Below are 18,093 nucleotides of genomic sequence, written 5' to 3'. Positions count from 1 at the left end.
TTTGATTAAACGCACAAACCTAGAAAAATACAACGCCCTCCACAAGTATTGTCCTTGATCCTATAAATTGAGCAATGCCCCTACTTGTTTCAACCGATGATTCAACCAGAAAGCAAAAGGCATAAAAAAACCAGTCAGCTGATTAGCTAACTGGTTGATTAGTTGGGACTTTAAATGTCGGGGTGGCAGGATTCGAACCTACGACCTCCTGCTCCCAAAGCAGGCGCGATACCGGGCTACGCTACACCCCGAAGGATTACTCTTGTACTCAGCGGAGAGAGAGGGATTCGAACCCTCGGTACCGTTACCAGTACGACAGTTTAGCAAACTGTTCCTTTCGGCCACTCAGGCATCTCTCCGAAGCCAACCACTTCCTTCTTAAATGATTGGGACACAAAGGTAGGGGAATACAATCTTTTTGTCAAGCTATTTCTCTAAAAATCTTTTCTTAATCGCTAATTTTGGCCTTCCTGATGAGTTAGCCCTCTACCTAAACTAGGTCAGCATCAGCTTACTACTTGCGTTAAATGAACTGGTTATATCCCTTTTCCCGTACCGATTTTTTTTTCATAGCCCTGTTCGTTAGCCTCTATGCGCTCTACATTTGGCGCACATTTCGGCTCGCACGCCAGCTAAATACGTCGGCCTGGGGGGTAGTCCCTAAGTTTTTTCTTCGCAGCAGCTACCTCACGCTATTAATTGTTGCCTTACTGGGTCCATCGTTTGGTGAAGCCGAAGGGGATCTGACCACAACGGGCCACGATACGTTCCTGGTTGTCGATATCTCCCGGTCCATGGATGCCAACGATGTGGTACCAACCCGGCTCGAACGGGTCAAGTACGATATCCAGCACTTGTGCGATACACTCCCAGCCAGCCGGTTCGGGGTCGTGCTGGCCTCGTCGGAGTCGTTTGTGCTATCGCCCCTAACTGCCGATCAGGATGCCCTCAAGCAATTCATACGCGAGGTTCATACCAGTGTTGCCCCTACCGGCGGCACTGATTTATGCAGCGCCCTTGAACTGGCCTATCAGAAGTTACTTACGGACTCCTCCACTCATCAGAGCGTTCGATCGATCGTGCTGTTTAGCGATGGCGAAAATTTTGGACCCTGCGAACGAACTACGTTTGCGCGCCTTCGCGCCCAGGGAATGCCCCTCATTACGGTCGGCGTGGGCTCCGAAGCCGGTTCATCCATTCGGAAAGGACGCGATTTTGTACGCGACGACGATAATCAGATTGTACGGAGTCGGCTGAATCGCTCATTTTTGCAGGAGCTGGCCCGCGACGGACGCGGTCATTATATTGAAGCAGATGCCAATGGCCGGTATGTGAATGAGTTAGCGGGTATTTTACGATCCCTGAAAGGTGGAGTTATCAATCAGCATCATATTGCTGTCTCCACCAATAAATATTATTATTTCCTGCTGGCAGCCCTGGGTTTTCTGGCCATTGACTTAATTCTGACCATCCGAACCTTCCGGCTGTGAGTTGGTCTCACCGTTTCGTCTTATTTTTGGGCGGCCATACGTTATGTCATTATGATTTACATACTGATTGCTGCCTGGCTTTGGTTGACCGACTTGCTTCCGGTAAACCATATTTCGCAGAACAACCAGGCTCGACAGGAAGCGCAGACCGCCTATCAGGCCGGTCAGTACCAGCGTGCCCTGACCCTTTACGCGTATTTGAGCACCCGGACCACCACGATTGATCCGGCCGTGCGGCTAAACCTGGGGCATACGTATTTTAAATTGAAGCAATACGCCAGGGCTAAACCGCAGTACGAAACACTGCTTCAATCGGATCGGCCCGATTTACGAACCGCAGCCGCTACGCAATTAGGGGTGATGGCTTGTCTGGAAGGCGACAGTGCCACTGCCCTGACTTTATTTCAGCAGGCGCTACTCGAAAACGCGGATAATGAATCGGCCCGGTATAATTTTGAACTTATAAAGACCTATTACTCGGGAAAATCTCCCGCCAAACACGCGAAGCAGAATTCATCGGCTCAACAACCAAAGCTGGTTAACAAACCCCGGCCGATGGGCGGCCAGAGTGTCGAACGCTCGGATCGCCAGGATGAGTTGCTGCGTCGTTTCCAACGGCTGAATCTGAGTGAAGAGCAGGCGCTGCAACTCCTTGATGCCATGCGGAGCGATGACCTCCCCTATGCCCTGACACGGTCAGCCCGGCCTGCTGAAACGAAGCCGAAAGAAGGGGAGAACCGTTGGTGAAATTGAGTTTATGGTAGTTAGTTTGAGGTTTACGGTGGGCTGGCGCATGCATAACAAACTGCGCCAGCCCACCGTAAACCTCAAACCAACTACCAACTACCATAAACGAGTACAACAAACAGATGAACGAAGTAGTCATTATTTCTGCGGTTCGAACGCCCATTGGTGGGTTTGGGGGTGTACTCTCAACCCTGTCTGCCGTTGAGCTGGGCGCAGCGGCCATTCGGGGTGCTCTCAGCCGTGCGGGCGTCCAGCCCGATCAGGTGCAGGAAGTGTACATGGGCAATGTGGTGTCGGCCAACGTTGGCCAGGCTCCTGCCAAACAGGCGGCTCTCCAAGCAGGATTGCCTGCCAACATCCCCTGCACAACCATCAACAAGGTATGCGCATCGGGCACAAAAGCGATTATGCTGGCAGCCCAGGCCATTCAACTCGGCCAGGCTGATGTCATTGTAGCCGGGGGTATGGAAAGCATGTCGAATGCTCCCTATTACGTTCCCAAAGCTCGTTTTGGCTACAAATATGGCAATGCGGAACTCGTCGACGGCCTCGCCCGAGATGGACTTGTGGATGCTTACGATCAGTGTGCCATGGGCGTTTTTGCCGATCAGACCGCCCAGCAGTATGAAATTAGCCGGGAGGAACAGGATGCGTATACCGTCCAGTCGTACCGTCGGGCAGAGGCCAGCACGCAAAGTGGCCGATTTAGTGCCGAAATCATAGCTGTAGAGGTTGCTGGGCGCAAAGGCAGCGTGACGGTGAGCGAAGATGAGGAATATAAAAACGTTATTTACGACAAAATTCCGACGCTGAAAGCGGCTTTTACACCCGGTGGTACGGTCACACCAGCCAGCTCATCGCCCATCAGCGATGGGGCTTCTGCCCTGGTTGTGATGAGCCGACGAAAAGCCGACGAACTGGGGCTGAAACCGCTGGCCCGGATTCTGGCCTATGCCGATGCCGAGCAGGAACCTCAGTGGTTCACTACGGCACCTACCAAAGCCGTTCCGCTGGCGCTTCAACGGGCTGGGCTAACCGTCGATGATATTGACTTTTTTGAAGTAAACGAAGCGTTTTCCGTTGTTCCGCTGGTGTTCAGTAAGGTGCTGAACGTTCCGCAGGAGAAACTAAATACCTTTGGGGGGGCGGTGTCCATTGGCCATCCCCTCGGCGCATCCGGTGCCCGAATCGTAACAACGCTCACCAACGTATTAGAGCAAAACGGTGGACGATACGGGGCCGTCGGTATTTGCAACGGGGGCGGGGGCGCATCGGCTATTGTTATTGAGAAATTATAATATGGTTCGACGTTCGTAGTTTGAGGTTCGAGGTTTGTAGTTAGCCTGGAGTTCAGCCAACTATAAACCTCGAACCTCAAACTACGAACGTTGAACCACAACCTACGTTACATGAACGCCATTCAGGAAACTAATTTTCAATTCCCCGGTCAAACGGGATTTTATCGCGGTAAAGTTCGGGACGTGTACGCGTTTCCCGAGAAACTCGTCATGATTGCGTCAGATCGTATTTCAGCCTTCGACGTCGTATTACCCCGCCCTATTCCGTTCAAAGGACAGGTGCTTAATCAGACGGCCGCTTATTTTCTGCGAGCGACCTCCGACATTGTACCCAACTGGCTTCTCGATACACCCGACCCTAACGTAAGCATCGGCCTGAAATGCGAGCCTTATGCTGTTGAAATGGTTGTTCGGGGTTATCTGGCAGGCCATGCCTGGCGGGAATATCGCGATGGACACCGGACTCTCTGCGGTGTATCTTTACCCGATGGCCTGCGCGAAAATGACCGCCTGCCAACGCCAATCATCACCCCATCGACCAAAGCCCACGAAGGCCATGACGAAGACATCAGTCGCGAAGAAATTCTTGAACGGGGTATCGTTCCGGAAAGCGAGTATGTTCAGTTGGAGAAGTACGCGCTGGCCCTATTTGCACGAGGCACCGAAATGGCTGCGAAACAAGGCCTGATTCTTGTAGATACGAAATATGAATTCGGCAACCTGGATGGCAAGGTCTATTTGATTGACGAGGTCCATACGCCTGACTCGTCGCGTTATTTCTACGCAGACACGTATGAGCAAAACCAACAGGCCGGTCAGCCACAAAAACAATTATCGAAGGAATTCGTTAGAGAATGGCTTATTGCCAACGGCTTTCAGGGTAAAACCGGCCAGACAGTACCCGTTATGTCTGACGAATGGGTAAATCAAATTTCGAAGCGTTATATTGAACTGTTTGAGACCGTTACGGGTCAGCCTTTTCAACCCGATGAGGCAACGGATCCGCTTACTCGGATCGAAATGAATATACTAAGAGCAATAAATTAATAATGTAAAATGCATAGTGAATAATGTAAAATGAGTTCAACCAAACTACATCAGAATTTGATCATTATTCAGTACACATTAAGCAGTCTATGAATTATACCATCGAGAAAAACGAACAGTACGCCCTTATCCGATTAGCCGAGAACACGTTTGGAGAGGAGGTGCCCGCCAATTTCGAAACCCTTAGCCGCGGTTTATTCCGCGAGGGATACAGTAATATTATTGTGGATATGGCACCCGTTCAACTGGTTGATCCGGCTGGCGTAATGGTTCTTCGGAAAGTCAGTCGGCAATGCACGAATGAAGAAGGGCTATTGGTTGCCGTTACCAAGAATGATGATCTGATTGAACTTTTGGACAGGTCTAACCTCACCGATCTAACGATTATGCCAACGGTGGAAGAAGCGGTAGACGCTGTGTTTATGAATGAGCTTGAAAATGATTTTCGGAGCGAAGAAGATGATGAGTACGATGTCGGAGGGAGTGTCGAAGCCTGACCTGGCCGGACCTAATGTGGCCACAATGACCCAACACGAATCGGAACATCATCGCCCTACTCATTTACCCTTCGCCCTCACAATTCTGGGGGCAGGCTCTGCTACACCCACACTTAGGCTCCACCAAACGGCCCAGTTGCTGGCGGTTGGGAATGACTATGTACTTATTGACTGTGGAGAAGGTACTCAGTTCCGGTTAATCGAACAACGCATTCGGCCGGGGCGACTACGGTATATTTTCATCAGTCACCTGCATGGTGATCATTACTTTGGCCTGGCTCCTCTCCTGTCGTCGCTGAATATGGCTGGCCGTACAGAAGATTTGTACCTGTTTGGCCCTCGCGGTCTGGATGAGGTTCTGACCACTATTTTTCGAGTGTCCGACTCTCGTTTAGGCTACAAACTGCATTTTCAGATCGTTGAGCCAGACCAACCGGCCTTCTTACTCGATCATCCGCTCATGACGGTACAGTCGATTCCGCTCCAGCACCGGATCGACTGTACAGGTTATCTTTTCCGGGAAAAACCAGCTAAACCTCATCTATTGCGGGAGAAGCTCCCTGCCGATGTCCCAATTGCGTATTTAAAACGGTTGAAAGAGGGGCTGGATATTCTGGACGCGGAGGGTCAACTCCTCTACGCAGCCGCCGAATACACCGAGCCAGGTCCTGCTCCCCGTTCCTACGCGTTCTGCTCCGACACTCGCTACGTGGAGGAGTTAATTCCGCAACTTCAGGGCGTCAATTTGCTCTACCATGAAGCAACGTTTTTGCGGGACAATAGCCAACGAGCTGCCGAAGTTTTTCATTCTACTGCCGAGCAAGCAGCTACCATTGCGGCCAAAGCCGGTGTTGGTCGTTTGTTAATTGGCCATTTCTCATCGCGATACAAACAGTTTGAGCCTTTTTTAGACGAAGCCCGGGCAGTTTTTCCGGAAACCTACCTCGCCATCGAAGGCCAAACGATTGAAATTTGAGAAATAAAAAATTAACCACAGAGGTTTAAATTGATAATTTTAATTTTTTAGACCTCTGTGTTCTCTACGGTCCGCCGTTGCGGTGCCTCTGTGGTTAAATAATATAACTTATCAATACCTAAACCCCAATGCGCCCCCTGATTGATATTGCAAATCAAGTGCACGCCCTCGAGAAAAAGGCAGAAAAAGACAAGCAAGCGGGTAGCGGGTATAATCGCCCTCTTCAACGGATTCGGCAGGCGCTCCTTGAGTTAGGGGTGAGTTATCATAGCCCCGATGGGGAACGTTATTCCGAAACCCGTACCGACGTTGAAGCCAGTGTAGCCGGGGAGTCAACGGATAATCTGACTATTACCCAGGTCATCAAACCCATCGTCACTATAAACGGACAAATCGTTCAGGCAGGCATCGTCATTGTCGAGAGCGTGTAAATTAACTCGTCATGCAAACGATCAATTTCGGGATAGATTTAGGAACAACGAATTCGCTTATTGCCCGTTTTATGGGGGCTCAGGTAGAGGTGTTCAAAAACCCAATTGGGTTGAAAGAGACGCTACCGAGTTGCGTTGCCTTTCGTAAAGAGCGCGTATTTGTGGGCGATAAAGCCCGTGAGTGGCTATTGAAGGACCCGCTCAACGTGTTTTCGAGTTTCAAACGTAAAATGGGCACGAGCGAGACCTATCAGATTCAATCGCGTGGCGAATCCATTAACCCCATTGACCTGTCCGCACTTGTCCTGAAAGAACTTAAGAATTTCATTCATTCGGGCGAAATCCCCCAAAGTATAGTCGTTACCATTCCCGCTAGTTTCGATACCGTTCAGAGCAACGCCACCAAACAGGCTGGTTTAGCAGCCGGTTTCCAGGAGGTGGTTTTGCTTCAGGAGCCCATTGCGGCATCCCTGGCCTATTTCAACAAGTACACGACCGAAAAGGAACGTGGGAAATGGCTGGTGTATGACCTGGGGGGTGGCACGTTCGATGTAGCCCTGATCGGTATAGAAGACAATGAAATGCGCGTTCTTGATCATCAGGGCGACAATTACCTTGGCGGCATGGACTTCGATCATAGTCTGGTAGTAGACATCCTGATACCGGAAATTAGTCGGCAAACTGGCCTGACCGACCTCGCCAGTCAGTTTCTCACGCGCGATGCCCGCTACGAAAAACTATACCACATACTTCTCCTTAAAGCGGAGGAAGCTAAGAAAGAGCTCAGCACCCGGCTGACAACGGAAATTGAAGTGACGTTCGATATGGACGACGGAGAGGAAGTCGATCTACTGATCACCCTAGGGCGGGAGCAATTTAATGCCCTTATCCGCGACCGTATCGACGCGACTATCGAGATGCTGGAAACGATTATGGTCCGCAATAATGTAAGCACCGACGCCCTCGCTGAAATCATCCTGATTGGTGGTAGCACCTATATTCCCTACGTTAGAACAACACTTGCCGAACGAACGGGGCTACCGATCAATACCGAAGCCGATCCCACTACGGCGGTGGCGGTTGGGGCAGCTTATTTTGCGGGTAATACACCCATCCGGCAACTGGTCAAGCCCACGACTCAGGCTGCCGAAGGAGTCAATTCAATACGCATTCAGACGGGTTACAGCAAAACGACAAAAGATCTGGAAGAATACATTTCGGCAAATGTGATCAATTTCCAGGAGGGTCTCTCCTATCGAATTACACGTAATGACGGTGGTTTCGATACAGCACTACGGCCGCTTACTGCCCGTTTCGGCGAGTTCGTTGGGCTGCTTCCGAACCGGGTCAATACGTTTACAATCAGCCTTTTCGATTCCTATAACAACCCAATAGCTGTTCAGGTCGATCCCGTTGACATTACCCACGGCTTGTTTAGTTTGTATGGCCAGCCATTACCCGAAGACATTTGTCTGGAAGTTGACGATCTGCACAACAATGCAACCCGTTGCGAACTGGTATTCAGCCGGAACAGTGTATTGCCGCTTACCAAAACAATTTACCGGGAAATTAGCCGAACGATTCGAAAAGGCTCCGACGAAAGTCTGATCATTAATCTGCTTGAAGGTGATGCAACCCAACATCCCAGCACGAATAAGAATATAGGGGTTATTGAGGTTCGGGCCGCAGATCTGCCCACGGATCTGGTGAAAGGGTCGGATGTGGAGATTAAACTAGACATGAGTGAATCCCGGGATGTGTCGGTTAGTATCCATCTGGGTATGACCGACCAGCAATTCGATGAGGTGTTTAGTCCTACCCAACGGTATGTGAGTCTAACCAAATTACGCGACGAGTTAACTGAATTACGCAGTCAGCTTGAACTGGATTTAGAGAAGGCGCTACAAACGGAAGACTACGAAGCAGCCACCCGAATTCAGGATTTGACCGATCGGGCCAGAACGTTACAGCATCAGGCGAAAACACTGCAACCGGCCGCCTTCACCGACGAGAAATATCAACTCGATGAAGCCAAACGAAAACTGGCTCGTCAGCTATACACGAATGGCCCCGTCAGCAATCGGGTTCTGCGTACAAAGGAGCGTTACTATACCCTCATGGAATCGCTACAGTATTGGGCAGATACACTCCAGGAACTCTCCCCAAAGGTACGCGCTGAAATTCAGCAGTTAAAAGCAGATGAACCCGAAGCCATGCGGGGGAATACGTACTTTCGGGTGGAGGCTCATCTGGCTAAATGCCGTCGGATCTACAACGACGCAGTCCTCTATACCCCCACGATATTGGTCCATTTCTTCCATTCATACGCCAGTCAGTCGCCAGATGACTATACGGACTACCAGCGGGCACAGGCTGAAATCAAACGGGGCGAAAAAGCCCTTGATCGTCAGAATTATGACGAGCTGCGGGGCGTTTTGCTCAATCTGCTCGGTCTGACTAAAAACAGTGACGTCATTGAAACTAAAATTAAAGGTACTGGACTCGGTTAATCGCTATTTTATACAATGCCCTACCAATCACCTTTACACTTGTTAGATAGCCTGCAAATCGAGCCCAGCCAGCTCAATCCAGCAGGCCTGGTTCAGGTGCGTAAAAAAATACTGGCCGAGTTTAACTTAACACCCGACATTACCATTGCCGTAGGAAACAAACAGTACACAAAAGATGAAGCGCTGAAAGCTATTGACCAGTTGAAAGAGCTGCAGCACCTGAACGATCACGCTGCCATTTTTCAGGATAAACCTTTACTGGCCTGGCTCGAAAATCCGACAGGTGCTGAGTTTCCCATACAGTCAATCAGCGATCAGCACTGGAGCGGCCAGCAGAGCCCTTTTTTTGATGAAATTCTGGCCGATGGACTTCAAGCGTATTGCTCTTATCTTCTGAAGCGCCGGCAATTTTCAACGATTATAGACCCGTTGGCCCTTGCTTTCTCATTACCCGATCCCTTACCGTATACGCTTCAGGAAACTATTTACGAATTTATACAAGACATCACAGCTCAACTGGAGGAAGCCCAGAAAGTACCGAACCATAGACGGGATCCAACAACCTTTGGCTATATTGTATACGATGACTGGGCTGATTTCTTAAACAGCCTCCCCAAAAGCGCTTTTTGGCATGTGGTTAATGACTACTGCGTAGCTGCGGTGAATTATACGGTGGCCGTTCAGCATTATCTGCGTGATTTTGTTTATGAAATCACCCACCAACTCGTTCGAACCAATTGTGATTCAGGACTTAAAACGACAATTCAAAGCAATTACCAGATCTACCGAGAAAACTATCATCATAAACCCGGCGCTACTGAAACCAAGTCCAGGAGCTATGGCTGGGTTATCTGGCTAGTCGTTATTCTTATTAAGCTAGTCATCGCCTGTAGTGGCTAATGCAATAGCGTGGGTAAACCAGTAAGTTCTGTTTATCTTTAGCCCCGAAACATTCTTCACGTATTCATGCTGGCATTTCGCCTGGGATTTTTAGACATAGGCTGGCTAGACCTGCTCGATATCGGGCTGGTGGCTATTCTGATTTATCAAATTTACAACCTCGTTCGGGGAAGCGTAGCCAGCCGGGTATTTGTGGGCTATCTGTTGGTCTATCTGGCCTACCTGCTTGTAAAAGCACTTGGCTTAAACCTGATGACGACCATTCTGGAGTATTTCATCAGTGTGGGTGCCCTGGCGTTGATTATTATTTTTCAGCATGAAATACGGCGTTTTTTACTGCTCATAGGTAAGTCAACGAACCTAACGAATAGTCGCCTGTTTCGTCGCTGGTTACTGCGAGATACCGACAACGTAGAAACGCAGACACCTCTGAAGCCTGTTCTGGATACCTGTAAAGCATTGAGTGGCGAATTTTCGGGCGGATTGCTCGTGCTTCAGAAAAACGATGATCTGGAGAAATTTGCGCAATCGGGCGAGGTTATCGACGCCGACATATCGAAACCACTACTACTCGCCATTTTCAGCCAATATAGCCCATTACACGACGGGGCTGTTATTATCAGTGAGGGACGGATACGAGCGGCCCGATGCATTCTGCCGGTTTCGGAAGATGATGAGTTACCGCCTTCTCTAGGGTTTCGCCACCGGGCCGCGCTGGGTATGAGCGAAGCCACAGATGCTGCCGTAATTGCGGTTTCGGAAGAGAGTGGGCGTTTGTCTCTGGCATTAAATGGCGAGCTATTCACCAACCTGAGCCAAACTGAGTTAGAAAGCCGTTTAGAAAATTATCTGCGGGAGCCAGGTGTGAAAGCCTAACTTTTAGCCTAAAAAAAGGGGGCGTATGTAACACCCCCTTTCTTAGTATTCCAGCATCCTGGGCAGGTTTTTTGCCTGCTCTACAAAATCACCAATTTGTTCTACCGAAGGCGGGCGTTGGGTAAACTGCCGAACACTGTTAATTTGAATCAGTTTTGCGTGCAGATTTTCAGCTGACCGTTGAGCAAGTTCTTTTACAGTATCAACACCAGCTTCTTCCATAAGGTCGCTATAGACCCGCCCAATGCCTTTGATACGGGCTAAGTCGGCCCGATTGGCCAGTTCCAGAATAGTGGTTCCGTCAACACCACTCATAGCAGCCAGATCTTTACGATCTTTAGGCGTTTTGGTTGCTTCCAGAAGTGAATCACCATCGCTAATGCCTTGTGCCTTCAGGGCATTCAGAACGGCATCTGTGATGCCACGTAGTTCTCCTAATGTAAGGCTCATGCAGAAAAAGTAGAGGATTAGAATAAAAAGGCAGTCTGACCTTCAGACCGCTTAATACACGTTCAACGAGCAAGGTACTTCCTTCGGGTATCATTCAAAAGAAATTTCTTTTGAGCGGTAAAGCTTTCCGGATGCATGTGACCGAACTCACGCTTCCATTCACTAAATCGCGCAAATTCGCCTTGCTGGAATAAATTCGCGTCGATTTTCTTTTGACTCAGATATTCTTCAAAGGTCATACGTTAGTGCTGCCATTTTAACCGAAATTGATACAAATAAAGGCATCTTTTAGCTTTCAACGAACTCACAGCGCCTTAAAAATGACAAAATGACTGATAAACAATTGGTTTACCAATAAAAGATTATGGTGGAACAGATCGTGATGTTTAATTCAGCCTAACTGAATCAACTTTACGAATGAACACGCATTTTGTAACATTTTCCGATACGGTTTCGCAGGCTGGCGAGCCATCTAATCAGGATGCAGCGCTGTTAGACGCCTATTCAACTACAGTAGTAAATGTAGCTAAAAAAGTGAGCCAGTCGGTCGTTCAAATTAAGGTCAGCGGCCGATCAACAACTGCAACTCCTGCCCAACGGCGCGCTCCCAATCGGGGTGATGCGGACGGTGGCTCGGGTTCTGGATTCATCATCTCAACCGATGGGTATATCATCACCAATAACCACGTTGTAGCCGGAGCCACGACGATTATGGTTTCGCTTCCCGACTCCCGAGATTATGAAGCAACACTCATTGGTCGGGATCCGGCTACGGATATTGCGGTGATAAAAATCTATGCAGATGGCCTTAAAGCCATTCGGTTTGCCGATTCGAAACAAGTACAGGTTGGGCAAATTGCCATTGCGGTAGGCAATCCGTACGGCTTCCAATACTCGCTAACAGCAGGTGTTGTAAGCGCCCTCGGCCGGACACTACGTTCAGAATCGGGCCGCTTGATTGACGACGTCATTCAGACCGATGCCTCATTGAATCCGGGCAACTCAGGGGGGCCATTAGTTAACTCGGCTGGTGATGTTATTGGCGTAAATACCGCCGTCATTCTGCCTGCCCAGGGAATTTGTTTCGCGGTATCCTCAAACCTAACCGCCTTAGTGGCCGGAAAACTTATTATGCACGGTCGTGTACGACGAGGCTACCTTGGCATTGCCGGTCAACTCATTAATCTTACAGAACGCATTAAACAGTATAACCAGCTTACAGCAAAAACGGGCGTAATGGTGGCCAGCGTAGAGCCAGACGGGGTTGCAGGCAATGGCGAATTGCTTCAGGGCGACATTATTGTTGGCTTCAATGGGCAACCTGTCACCAGTGTCGATGATCTGCACCTGCTATTAACCGATGATACCATTGGTCGCCAAATCCCGGTAAGTATACTTCGCCAAAACCGACTGAAAAGCATTGTGGTAACGCCAGGTGAAATAAAATAAAGCATGAGTATACCAATATAAAAAATAAAGTGACTAAATTAGATTGATTCGTCTAACTAACGTACGGTTCAAGTTGATTCGTACAGGACCATTTATTCACTTTTTATTATTTATGAGAGGTTATCTTTTTTCTTTATGCATGCTGGTAGCTCTGTCGGCAACCGCCCAGGAGTTTAAACCGTTTAAAGTAAACATGTCACTTGGATATGCTAAACCGTTATCTTCGGGTGTATCCGGTGGAGTATTATTCGCCATTGAACCTAAGTATGGTATCAGTGACAACCTTGATCTGGGTCTTCGCTTAGAATGGGCAGTGGTTGCCCGTGCTATAGTAAGCAATGGCAATTCCGTTTCGGGTGATATTGGTGCGTTTGGTTCTTATCTGATTACGGGCAATTATTTGTTCGGAACAGGCAATACCCGTCCATTTTTGGGAGCTGGCTTAGGACTATACAGCATTGCATCTGGAGGCACGGTTAAGGTAGTAGATGGCCAATCTACCCAACAGGTATCCCTGGTAGCCGATACTAAGTTTGGAGGTATGATCCGGGCGGGTCTTAAGACAGGGCATTTTGTAATTGGTGTTGAATACAACGCTGTACCCACAACTTCGAATAAGCTTTCAAGCACCACAATCGACAGCAAAAATGCCTATTTAGGCATTAAACTAGGCTTCGATATCGGCGGAGGACGCCAATAGTTTTCAAGTAAACACAGAGCCAGGGAGAACACAGAGTTAATTATTAACTCTGTGTTCTCCCTGGCTCTGTGTTTACTCTATTATTCTTTTGGTAAAATAAGTGGGTGAAATCGTACCCCTTTTACTCGATTGAACTCCAGAGACGGAGCCGGGATTTTGAAGAACTGCGCTGTGCCAATGAACCGCTGTAAGGATGGAGAGAACGTACCGATACGTGATAGATCAGCATCGGGCGAGATAAAGAACTGCCGGTAACGGGTAAATTTCACCTCGTTCCCATTCGTATCAAACGTTACGGGATTTTCGTGTCCACCAATCATACCACTGCCACTATAGCCCAGGTCCAGATTAAGCCAACGCGGAAAACCTGGCCCAACCGGCAACACCGACGCCAGGTTCACGGATAGCCAATATTGTTGTCCATTATAATCTTTGAGCATCTGTTGCCCTGTCGTTTTTCCCAGCAGATTCGGTCGATAGGGCGGAAATATTGTTTTCCGAAACCCATATTTCATACTCACCACTTGCTGTCCGGGTCCAAACTGCTGGCCCATAAAGAGAGCTGTTCCGGCAACATTGGCAAACATATCGCCCTTCGAAAAACCCCAGCCTTCGGCGTGTCCATCGTAGACTTCAAGAGTTGTCTGAAACAGCAAGGCCAGTAACCCACCTGTCAGGATACTGGCTCGCTCATCGACACCACTCCAACGCATTAGCTCATAGCCCCCCCGACTCATGCAGTAAGCCGTTGCGGCATGTCCCACCTTATCCATCTGGAGCCATTCGCCATTGTCATTAAAGGTATGAAAGGGTACTTTTTTCTTATACCACTGTTTACGTAGCATGAGCAGCGTAATGGTGTAAAAAGCGGCCGTACCAACCAGCACACCAATAAATCGCCCCTGATTAATACCTGACGGATCAGACATAGCGGGTGCGATGGGTACTGATTGTGCCTGAATGGACTGGCTGAGCAATAGGATACACAAGCAAAGCAATCCTATACGCCGAATCGGGTCTTTCATTCGTCAAAAGTACCCAACCTGTTTTATTTTTTGTCAGGCTTTACGGGATGAACAGGATTTTTAACGACAGGCAATCCTATTCATCCCATGTCGGCCCAGCTGTAATCCTGTCAAAAAGCCTTTTCCGCGTAACTTGCCATTAAATTACTGACAATCCCTATTCATGAATCTCGTCCCTTCTCCTCCCCTCACCCGCGCTCAGGAGTCGCGCGTTGCCATTGAACGATTATACATAACCATGCGGCATTTGTTCAACCGGGGATTTTACAAACCATCGGGCGTATCGGGTGAAGAAATTCGCCGTGCCCTGCTTACGCTTCAACCCGAAATTTATGGGCTGGTTGGCGACCCGCAACGCGTTGAACTGGATGGTCTCGTTTATGTAATGGACCGGCTTCCGAAAGGTATCGAAGCATGTCGGGTTATTTCGCTGGCCTCTCGCGAAGGCTTCGAGCATTCTCATTTCCCGGTTCTGGTACCGGCCAAACGCCGTCGAAACTGTTACCGTATCGACAGTGAACAGATGGTGATCGAGGTAACGAATGGCCGAAGTGAAATCTATGACATCCTAACGCACCTGACGTTTATGTTCATGGAGGCCGATAAAATTCGTCGAAATGCCTTTCAGGAGCGGGGCAGCCGAACGCGGGAATGGGAGAAACTGGAAGCCATCGTACAATCTGGGGGAACCGTCAATGACGACGAGCGCGAATTGGCACTTATGTACCTAAGTTCTATTCTAGGCCGAACCTTTGAAGAAACTCAGCAGGCCTATCGTCGGTTTGAGGAAACCGCGGGGACCAACAACGGACTATTTCAGATTGTATACGGCTTAGGCAGCGTGTCGATTAAGGAAATTGGTGAGCCAAAACTAGGCCGTGAAATCAATTTTACGCCGATGCTCCGTGAGCGCATTGGCCAGCACCTATATGGCGAACGCTGGGCCACACGCCTGAAGCAATACATCTGGGAACATAACTTACAGGATCGGCCGATTCATATTATCAGTGCTAACCCGCACAGTGTAATGAATTGCCTGTACGCACCTGCGGCCTTAGTAGACACCACCACCTGGGATAACCTCTACGACCTGGCCTTAAAACTAAGTCAACCTGCCCAACGGGAACTACGCCAACGGGTCACGGAGTACGCAACAGAACACGGCTTGCACGTACTGGAAGATCTGGCCGGCACCAGTCTGCTGGTACAATTGATTGACACCGCTCGCCTGGATACGACCCAGTTATCGGCCGAGATTGCTCATGACCCAGCCCATATTCAGGCGACTCAACCTCTGTTGCTGGTCATGGATTACGCCTTTGGCGAGCAGGCGTTTGAAACAATGGACGAGTTGCTGAAACCCTTCGAATACAATGAGCAAACGGTTCCACTGAACGTAGCGTCGATTTCAGTGATCGGGAAAGCAGGCATCCTGACTGGCGAGAAAGGCGACCTGATGATTCCAACAGCACACATCTTTGAAGGCACAGCCGACAATTATCCGCTCGACAACGATTTTACCAAAGCGGACTTTGAAGGACATGGCATTGATGTGTACGAAGGCGCTATGATTACGGTACTGGGCACCTCGCTGCAAAACAAAGATGTTCTTAACTACTTCTGTAAATCGTCCTGGAAAGCCATTGGCCTGGAAATGGAAGGCGCTCATTATCAGAAAGCAATTCAGGCACAGTCGAAAATACGGGGGAGTGTTCCGGCCAGTATTAAGGTTCGGTATGCTTATTATGCCTCTGACAACCCACTGCTTACGGGGGCTACGCTGGCATCGGGCAGCCTGGGCACATTGGGCGTAAAACCCACGTATTTGATCACTGTAAAATGTCTGGAAAAGATCTTTCAGGCAGATTAATTGTCATTAAATGGTCGTGCTTGATGTGTATTTCTCGATGTAGTCGATTACGCTAACGACAATAAATGCCTATAAATGGCAACCAAATGACAACGAATGACGTTTTTGATAGCTATATACGAATACATACCTGCCTATTTATATCATGGCGAAACGAAAAAAATCTACTGAAAAAGGCCCCGATGTCATCTTAATTGGCGCCGGTATTATGAGTGCAACGTTGGGCGTATTGCTGAAAGAACTGCAACCCGACCTGACAATTGAAATTTATGAACGGCTGGACAGCGCAGCCGCTGAGAGCTCTGATGCCTGGAACAATGCGGGTACTGGGCACTCGGCTTTCTGCGAACTCAACTACACGCCCGAAAAAGAGGATGGCTCTATCGACCCTTCGAAAGCGATTAAAATTGCGGAGTCATTCGAACAGTCAAAGCAATTCTGGGCCTATCTGATTCAACAGGGGTTTCTGCATGATGCCCCTAATTTCATTCGGTCTATTCCGCATATGAGTTTTGTGTGGGGTACTGACAATGTGGACTATCTCCGCAAACGGTACGACGCCCTCCAGCAAAATTACCTCTTCCACGGCATGCAGTATTCCGAAGATCCGGCCCAACTAGCCGATTGGATGCCGCTGGTGATGGAAGACCGCGATCCTGCACAACCTGTAGCCGCAACGCGTATGGATATTGGCACCGATGTGAACTTTGGTGCACTAACCCGCGCTATGTTCCGCCGGTTGTCTGACATGCCAGGCGTGCGTTTGTATTTCGCTCATGAAGTTCGCGATTTATGGCGATCAAAAAGCCTGGGTGGCTGGAAGCTAAGAGTTGAGAATGTAACAACAAATCAGGAGCGTGAAATCCAAACGGATTTTCTGTTTATTGGCGCAGGTGGAGGTTCACTCCGTTTACTCGAGAAGTCCGACATTCCCGAAAGTCGGGGATTTGGCGGGTTCCCGGTAAGCGGACAATGGCTCAAGTGCGTCAATCGGGAGGTTGTTGAACGGCATCAGGCAAAAGTGTATGGCAAAGCCTCTGTTGGTGCACCGCCCATGTCGGTACCGCACCTGGACACCCGTATGATTGATGGCAAACGCGAATTGCTGTTTGGCCCTTACGCTGGTTTTTCAACCAAATTCCTGAAAAGTGGGTCGTATATGGACTTGCCCAAGTCCATTCAGTTGAGCAACATGGCTCCCATGTTGATGGCGGGCTTGCACAACGTTCCGTTAACGCGTTACCTTATTCAGCAGGTTATGCAGTCGCCGGAAGATCGGTTGAATGCGTTGCGGGAATATTACCCTGATGCCAAGCTGGAAGACTGGGAATTGGAGATAGCCGGTCAGCGGGTTCAGGTCATCAAAAAAGATGAGCAGGAAGGGGGCGTGCTGGAATTTGGCACCGAAGTCGTAAGTGCGGCCGATGGTAGTATAGCGGCATTGTTGGGTGCATCGCCCGGTGCCTCAACCGCCGTTTCGATTATGCTTGACTTACTAAAACGTTGCTACCCGGAGAAACTGGAAACCGAAGCCTGGCAGCAAAAGCTCAAAGAAATGATTCCATCTTATGGGCAGGTATTAGCCAATTACCCTGAGCTTGGGCAGGAACTTAGAAAACAAACAAGTGAGGTGTTAGGACTGGGTTCCTATGAATTCACGCCCGCCGAAAACCACTAGGCTTATTAATAAAATGGACAATGAATAATGGGTAATGAATAATTCGCAATTACGTGGATAGTTATTCATTATTCATTATTCATTATTCATTATTCATTATTCATTATTCATTATTCATTATTCATTATTCATTATTCATTAATTTAATC

Annotated in this window: 17 protein-coding genes and 2 tRNA genes; 14 read left to right on the top strand and 5 right to left on the bottom strand. The window is 48.9% G+C overall.

All coding sequences use genetic code 11. The annotated features are described in order from the left end of the window. Positions 1–177: 177 nt before the first annotated feature. Both ACYVGO_RS17910 and ACYVGO_RS17905 read right to left on the bottom strand, forming a co-directional pair. Positions 178–251, bottom strand: a tRNA-Pro gene (locus ACYVGO_RS17910). A gap of 21 nt (positions 252–272) precedes the next feature. Continuing rightward, positions 273–359, bottom strand: a tRNA-Ser gene (locus ACYVGO_RS17905). A 168-nt stretch (positions 360–527) separates the two neighbouring features. Here ACYVGO_RS17905 and ACYVGO_RS17900 point away from each other — a divergent pair. The 10 genes from ACYVGO_RS17900 to cdaA all read left to right on the top strand — a co-directional run bounded on the left by ACYVGO_RS17900 (position 528) and on the right by cdaA (position 10,772). Further along, on the top strand, positions 528–1,490 hold the full coding sequence (locus ACYVGO_RS17900) for a vWA domain-containing protein (RefSeq protein ID WP_460970422.1): 963 nt from the start codon (positions 528–530) through the stop codon (positions 1,488–1,490). Positions 1,491–1,541: 51 nt separating this feature from the next. Beyond that, the gene (locus ACYVGO_RS17895; protein WP_460970421.1) at positions 1,542–2,237 is read left to right on the top strand and encodes a tetratricopeptide repeat protein; all 696 of its coding nucleotides are present in this window, start codon (positions 1,542–1,544) and stop codon (positions 2,235–2,237) included. A 122-nt stretch (positions 2,238–2,359) separates the two neighbouring features. Further along, complete coding sequence (locus ACYVGO_RS17890) at positions 2,360–3,535, top strand: acetyl-CoA C-acyltransferase (protein WP_460970420.1); 1,176 nt, start codon at positions 2,360–2,362, stop codon at positions 3,533–3,535. A gap of 111 nt (positions 3,536–3,646) precedes the next feature. Further along, on the top strand, positions 3,647–4,582 hold the full coding sequence (locus tag ACYVGO_RS17885; protein ID WP_460970419.1) for a phosphoribosylaminoimidazolesuccinocarboxamide synthase: 936 nt from the start codon (positions 3,647–3,649) through the stop codon (positions 4,580–4,582). A gap of 89 nt (positions 4,583–4,671) precedes the next feature. Continuing rightward, positions 4,672–5,079 (top strand): STAS domain-containing protein, encoded by a 408-nt coding sequence (locus ACYVGO_RS17880; protein ID WP_142772568.1) that lies wholly within the window; start codon positions 4,672–4,674, stop codon positions 5,077–5,079. A gap of 25 nt (positions 5,080–5,104) precedes the next feature. Beyond that, positions 5,105–6,055, top strand: coding sequence for a ribonuclease Z (locus tag ACYVGO_RS17875; protein WP_460970431.1), 951 nt, complete (start codon positions 5,105–5,107; stop codon positions 6,053–6,055). 128 nt (positions 6,056–6,183) lie between these two features. Continuing rightward, positions 6,184–6,486 (top strand): hypothetical protein, encoded by a 303-nt coding sequence (locus tag ACYVGO_RS17870; RefSeq protein ID WP_460970418.1) that lies wholly within the window; start codon positions 6,184–6,186, stop codon positions 6,484–6,486. 11 nt (positions 6,487–6,497) lie between these two features. After that, positions 6,498–8,996, top strand: coding sequence for an Hsp70 family protein (locus ACYVGO_RS17865; protein ID WP_460970417.1), 2,499 nt, complete (start codon positions 6,498–6,500; stop codon positions 8,994–8,996). Between the two features lie 15 nt (positions 8,997–9,011). After that, a complete protein-coding gene (locus ACYVGO_RS17860; RefSeq protein WP_460970416.1) occupies positions 9,012–9,896 on the top strand; it encodes a hypothetical protein in 885 nt (294 codons plus the stop codon). 66 nt (positions 9,897–9,962) lie between these two features. Then, positions 9,963–10,772, top strand: a complete 810-nt coding sequence (cdaA, locus tag ACYVGO_RS17855; RefSeq protein ID WP_142772564.1) for a diadenylate cyclase CdaA — start codon at positions 9,963–9,965, stop codon at positions 10,770–10,772. A 42-nt stretch (positions 10,773–10,814) separates the two neighbouring features. Here the strand turns inward: cdaA and ACYVGO_RS17850 are convergent, their stop codons facing one another. Both ACYVGO_RS17850 and ACYVGO_RS17845 read right to left on the bottom strand, forming a co-directional pair. Continuing rightward, positions 10,815–11,222, bottom strand: coding sequence for a DUF4332 domain-containing protein (locus ACYVGO_RS17850; RefSeq protein WP_142772563.1), 408 nt, complete (start codon positions 11,220–11,222; stop codon positions 10,815–10,817). Positions 11,223–11,284: 62 nt separating this feature from the next. Then, entirely contained in the window at positions 11,285–11,461 is a 177-nt protein-coding gene (locus ACYVGO_RS17845; protein WP_168207786.1) for a hypothetical protein, read from the bottom strand. A gap of 178 nt (positions 11,462–11,639) precedes the next feature. On the opposite strand from ACYVGO_RS17845, the gene ACYVGO_RS17840 reads away from it, so the two are divergent. Together ACYVGO_RS17840 and ACYVGO_RS17835 are read left to right on the top strand one after the other, a co-directional pair. Then, positions 11,640–12,671, top strand: coding sequence for a S1C family serine protease (locus tag ACYVGO_RS17840; RefSeq protein WP_460970415.1), 1,032 nt, complete (start codon positions 11,640–11,642; stop codon positions 12,669–12,671). 112 nt (positions 12,672–12,783) lie between these two features. Continuing rightward, on the top strand, positions 12,784–13,371 hold the full coding sequence (locus ACYVGO_RS17835; protein WP_460970414.1) for a hypothetical protein: 588 nt from the start codon (positions 12,784–12,786) through the stop codon (positions 13,369–13,371). An 80-nt stretch (positions 13,372–13,451) separates the two neighbouring features. Here ACYVGO_RS17835 and ACYVGO_RS17830 read toward each other — a convergent pair whose 3' ends face one another. Next, complete coding sequence (locus tag ACYVGO_RS17830; protein WP_460970413.1) at positions 13,452–14,396, bottom strand: DUF2279 domain-containing protein; 945 nt, start codon at positions 14,394–14,396, stop codon at positions 13,452–13,454. A gap of 163 nt (positions 14,397–14,559) precedes the next feature. On the opposite strand from ACYVGO_RS17830, the gene ACYVGO_RS17825 reads away from it, so the two are divergent. Both ACYVGO_RS17825 and ACYVGO_RS17820 read left to right on the top strand, forming a co-directional pair. Continuing rightward, complete coding sequence (locus ACYVGO_RS17825) at positions 14,560–16,266, top strand: DUF6909 family protein (RefSeq protein ID WP_142772559.1); 1,707 nt, start codon at positions 14,560–14,562, stop codon at positions 16,264–16,266. Positions 16,267–16,411: 145 nt separating this feature from the next. Beyond that, positions 16,412–17,944, top strand: coding sequence for a malate:quinone oxidoreductase (locus tag ACYVGO_RS17820; protein WP_460970412.1), 1,533 nt, complete (start codon positions 16,412–16,414; stop codon positions 17,942–17,944). Positions 17,945–18,093 lie beyond the last annotated feature (149 nt).

The sequence above is a fragment of the Spirosoma migulaei genome (assembly GCF_054776855.1).
Note: the sequence above shows the minus strand (reverse complement) of the source record. Positions and strands in the feature narration are given on the sequence as shown.

Bases quoted from the DNA above. Each gene is read 5' to 3' on its own strand.
- ACYVGO_RS17840 (WP_460970415.1), top strand. From the start codon at position 11,640: ATGAACACGCATTTTGTAACATTTTCCGATACGGTTTCGCAGGCTGGC.
- ACYVGO_RS17850 (WP_142772563.1), bottom strand. From the start codon at position 11,222: ATGAGCCTTACATTAGGAGAACTACGTGGCATCACAGATGCCGTTCTG.
- ACYVGO_RS17880 (WP_142772568.1), top strand. From the start codon at position 4,672: ATGAATTATACCATCGAGAAAAACGAACAGTACGCCCTTATCCGATTA.
- ACYVGO_RS17860 (WP_460970416.1), top strand. From the start codon at position 9,012: ATGCCCTACCAATCACCTTTACACTTGTTAGATAGCCTGCAAATCGAG.
- ACYVGO_RS17885 (WP_460970419.1), top strand. From the start codon at position 3,647: ATGAACGCCATTCAGGAAACTAATTTTCAATTCCCCGGTCAAACGGGA.
- ACYVGO_RS17835 (WP_460970414.1), top strand. From the start codon at position 12,784: ATGAGAGGTTATCTTTTTTCTTTATGCATGCTGGTAGCTCTGTCGGCA.
- ACYVGO_RS17820 (WP_460970412.1), top strand. From the start codon at position 16,412: ATGGCGAAACGAAAAAAATCTACTGAAAAAGGCCCCGATGTCATCTTA.
- ACYVGO_RS17865 (WP_460970417.1), top strand. From the start codon at position 6,498: ATGCAAACGATCAATTTCGGGATAGATTTAGGAACAACGAATTCGCTT.
- ACYVGO_RS17900 (WP_460970422.1), top strand. From the start codon at position 528: ATGAACTGGTTATATCCCTTTTCCCGTACCGATTTTTTTTTCATAGCC.
- ACYVGO_RS17825 (WP_142772559.1), top strand. From the start codon at position 14,560: ATGAATCTCGTCCCTTCTCCTCCCCTCACCCGCGCTCAGGAGTCGCGC.
- ACYVGO_RS17870 (WP_460970418.1), top strand. From the start codon at position 6,184: ATGCGCCCCCTGATTGATATTGCAAATCAAGTGCACGCCCTCGAGAAA.
- cdaA (WP_142772564.1), top strand. From the start codon at position 9,963: ATGCTGGCATTTCGCCTGGGATTTTTAGACATAGGCTGGCTAGACCTG.
- ACYVGO_RS17845 (WP_168207786.1), bottom strand. From the start codon at position 11,461: ATGACCTTTGAAGAATATCTGAGTCAAAAGAAAATCGACGCGAATTTA.
- ACYVGO_RS17875 (WP_460970431.1), top strand. From the start codon at position 5,105: ATGACCCAACACGAATCGGAACATCATCGCCCTACTCATTTACCCTTC.
- ACYVGO_RS17890 (WP_460970420.1), top strand. From the start codon at position 2,360: ATGAACGAAGTAGTCATTATTTCTGCGGTTCGAACGCCCATTGGTGGG.
- ACYVGO_RS17895 (WP_460970421.1), top strand. From the start codon at position 1,542: ATGATTTACATACTGATTGCTGCCTGGCTTTGGTTGACCGACTTGCTT.
- ACYVGO_RS17830 (WP_460970413.1), bottom strand. From the start codon at position 14,396: ATGAAAGACCCGATTCGGCGTATAGGATTGCTTTGCTTGTGTATCCTA.